This window comes from Jiangella rhizosphaerae, assembly GCF_003579925.1.
GTDB classification, from domain to species: Bacteria; Actinomycetota; Actinomycetes; order Jiangellales; family Jiangellaceae; genus Jiangella; species Jiangella rhizosphaerae.
Map to the genome: position 1 here is coordinate 1 of NZ_QUAL01000305.1, position 3641 is coordinate 3641.

Here is a 3641-nt window from a genome sequence, read left to right on the forward strand (position 1 = left end):
AAGCGTGAGGCGTGCCCACATCCTCCCCGTCCCCCTGATAGCTGCCCGTTCTTCGCCGCGGAGCCGCGGGTCAAGCGGTCATCGTCGCGCGAAGCGCCCAATTGTCCGCTTGACGCGCCCGTTCGCGGCAAGAGAATGGGGCAGCAGGGGGACGGGGAGCCCCCAACAAGCCGGGTCAGTCCTTGACGGCGCCGCTGCCGGGCAGGGCGAGCATGCGGTCGAGCGCGACCCGCGCCCAGTGGGCGGTGTCGGCGTCGACCTCGATGCGGTTGACGACGCGGCCCTCGACCAGGTTCTCCAGCGCCCACACCAGGTGCGGGAGGTCGATGCGGTTCATCGTCGCGCAGAAGCAGACCGTCTTCTCCAGGAACACGATGGTCTTGTCGGGGTGCTCGGAGGCCAGACGCTTGACGAGGTTGAGCTCGGTGCCGACGGCCCAGGCCGAGCCGGCCGGCGCGGCGGCGATGGTCTTGATGATGTACTCCGTCGACCCGACGTAGTCGGCGCCGACGACGACCTCGTGCTGGCACTCGGGGTGGACGAGCACGTTGACGTCGGGGATGCGCTCGCGGACCTCGGCCACCGACTCGGCGGTGAACCGGCCGTGCACCGAGCAGTGGCCCTTCCAGAGCAGCATCTTTGCCGCGCGGAGTTCGTCGTCGGTGACGCCGAAGCCCGGCTTGTGCGGGTCGATGACCACGCAGTCGTCCAGCGACAGGCCCAGCTGCAGGACGGCGGTGTTGCGGCCCAGGTGCTGGTCGGGCAGGAACAGCACCTTCTCGCCGCCGGCCCCCTCGGGCGAGAACGCCCACTCCAGGGCCTGCTTGGCGTTGCTGGACGTGCAGACGGCGCCGCCGTTGCGGCCGCAGAACGACTTGATGTCGGCCGACGAGTTCATGTAGGTGATCGGGACGGTCGACGCCGCGACGCCGGCTTCCTCGAGCCGCGCCCATGCGTCCTCGACCTGCAGGATGCGGGCCATGTCGGCCATCGAGCAGCCGGCGGCGAGATCGGGCAGCACGACCTGCTGGTGGTCGCCGGTCAGGATGTCGGCGGACTCGGCCATGAAGTGCACGCCGCAGAAGACGATGTACTCCGCCTCGGGGCGGGCGGCGGCGTCGCGGGCTAGCTTGAAGGAGTCGCCGGTGACGTCGGCGAACTGGATGACCTCGTCGCGCTGGTAGTGGTGCCCCAGGACGAACACGCGCTCGCCTAGCGCCTCGCGCGCCGCCCGGGCACGCTCGACGAGGTCGGGGTCGCTGGCGGCGGGCAGGTCGCCCGGACACTCCACGCCGCGTTCGCTCTGCGGGTCGGCGCCCCGGCCCAGCAGGAGCAGCGGGACGGGTGTCGACGGGGTCTGGGTCACGGTCACGGCTCGTCAGCCCTTTCTCCGGCAGTCGGCGCCAACGACGTCGTGGGCGTGCGACCGCGTCGCCTCGGCGCTGATGACAACACGCGCCGTACTCATCATCGTCCCACGCCGTCAACCGAAAGCGAGGGACGGAACGTACGGCGCGGGCGGCCGCATGTGCCGTAACGCCAGGTAGGCGTCCTGGTCGAGGCGCAGACCTGCGACGAGGCCGACGTCGATGGCCCACTCCTGGTCGGATGTGAGATTCCGCACGTTCACAGGCGACCCGGGCGTCGTCCGGGCCAGCGCCGACCACAGCAGCCGCTGCGCGACGGCGCGGTTCGTCGCCGCCAGCCGGGTGACGCCCCGCGGCGCCAGGAACGCGTAGCCGCTGCCGGTGAGCAGGTCGCAGACCAGTAGCGTGCTGTGCGCCATGACGAAGGGGTGGTCGGGCCGGTGGGTGGCCCCGCGCACCCGGCGGTCCACGGAGTCGACGAGGTCGAGGTCCGCGGTGGTGCCCGGGCGGACGCCGTCGACGGCGGGCAGCGCGGACCGGTCGACCACGCCGGTGAGCCGCATGGTGGGGTGCAGCGTGAAGCCGGCCCCGCGGTAGCGCCGCAGCGCCTGAGGGTCCGGCCGCGACGTCAGCATGCCGCGCAGGCAGCCGGCGCCGTAGCCGACGGCGGCGTCGAGCAGCGCGGTGCCGATGCCCCGGCCCTGGTGATCGGGGTGGACGGCGTACGTCGACAGCACCCACAGCAGGTCGCGGCGCAGCGCGATCGCCACGCCGGCGACGACCGCGCCGCCGTCGTCGTCGGCGACCCAGCAGCCGCCCGGATCGGTCGTCAGCAGGTGCCGGGCGCGGTCGCTCCAGTGGCGCCGCCGGTCGTCAGGCCGGTCGGATCCGCAGGCGAGCGCCGTCAGACGCTCCGCTGCGCCGACGTCCTCGGGTCGCATCGGCCGGATCCGCATGTCTCCACATCATCAGGTCCGGCGCCGCAGCACCAGCGAGCCGGGCGGACTCAGTCCGGCCCCATCTCCTCGCGGTCGAAGACGATCTCGCCGCGGACGTAGGTCGTCCGGACGCGGAGGTCCTCGTCGAGGACGACGATGTCGGCGAAGCAGCCGGGCGTCAGCCGGCCGCGGTCGTCCAGGCCGAGCGACTCCGCGGGCACGGCCGAGGCCATCCGTAGCGCGTCGCTGAGGGCGATGCCGCCGTCGTGGACGACGGTGCGCAGCGCGTCGCCCAGCCGGGTCACGCTGCCGGCGACCGTTCCGCCGGGTGTCCGCGCCGCGGTCTCGGTGACCTCGACCTCGGTGCCGTCCCACCGCCGTTGCCGTCCCGGCGGCAGGCCGGCGACGTCGCATCCGTCGCTGACCAGCATGATCCGCTCCCAGCCGGCGACGTCGACGGCGAAGCGGAGCATCTCCGGCGCGACGTGGACGCCGTCGCCGACCAGCTCGCAGCGCACCCGCGGGTCGGTGAGCAGGGCGGGCACGGGGCCGGGCGCGCGGTGGTGGATCGGCGGCAGCGCGTTGAACAGGTGCGTGGCGCGGTCCAGCCCACGGCCGATGGCGGCCTTGGCCTGCTGGAACGAGGCGCCGGAGTGGCCGAGCGACGGGTGCACACCGGCGTCGGCGAGCCGCGCGACGGTGTCCATGCCGTCGGGCAGCTCCGGCGCGAGTGTGACCACCCGGACGGCGCCGTCGCCGGCCTCGAGCAGGGCGTCGACGGCCTCGGCGGACGGCAGCCGTAGGTGCTCCTGCCGGTGGACACCGCGGTGATCCGGCGCGAGGAACGGACCCTCGACGTGGACGCCCAGCAGCTCGATGCCCAGCCCGCCGGCCAGCCGTCCGCGCAGCGCCGCCAGCCCGGCCAGCGTCCGGTGCAGCTGATCGGTGTCGACGCTGACCGTGGTGGCGACGCAGGCGGTGACGCCGCCCGCGGCCAGCCAGCGGGAGATGCGGGTGCCGGCGGCGGCGTCGGCGGTCATGACGTTCGCGCCCAAGCCGCCGTGGACGTGGGTGTCGACGAAGCCCGGCGCGACGATGCGGCCGGTGACGTCGTGGACGATGTCGACCTGGACGGCGTCGGTGGGGTCGGTGCCGGCGGAGACCACGCCGGCCGCGATGGTCTGGATGACGCCGTTGCCGAACACCACGGTGCCGGGCGCCAGCCGGCCGTCGGACCACAGCAGGGTGCCGCCGGTGAGCGCGGTGCGCACCGGCCGGCGCGCGGGCGCGGGCCGCCGTTCGGGCTCGGGATGGTCGCCGGGCCGGGAGCCGCCGG

General features: G+C 73.8%; 3 protein-coding genes. All 3 read right to left on the reverse strand.

All coding sequences use genetic code 11. The features are described from left to right. Positions 1-175: 175 nt before the first annotated feature. Positions 176-1372, reverse strand: a complete 1197-nt coding sequence (nadA, locus tag DY240_RS23655; protein ID WP_119662193.1) for a quinolinate synthase NadA — start codon at positions 1370-1372, stop codon at positions 176-178. A gap of 111 nt (positions 1373-1483) precedes the next feature. Then, complete coding sequence (locus DY240_RS23660) at positions 1484-2308, reverse strand: GNAT family N-acetyltransferase (RefSeq protein WP_199702240.1); 825 nt, start codon at positions 2306-2308, stop codon at positions 1484-1486. A gap of 65 nt (positions 2309-2373) precedes the next feature. Beyond that, the coding region (nagA, locus tag DY240_RS23665) for an N-acetylglucosamine-6-phosphate deacetylase (protein WP_147375483.1) at positions 2374-3641 on the reverse strand (1268 nt) is incomplete at its 5' end.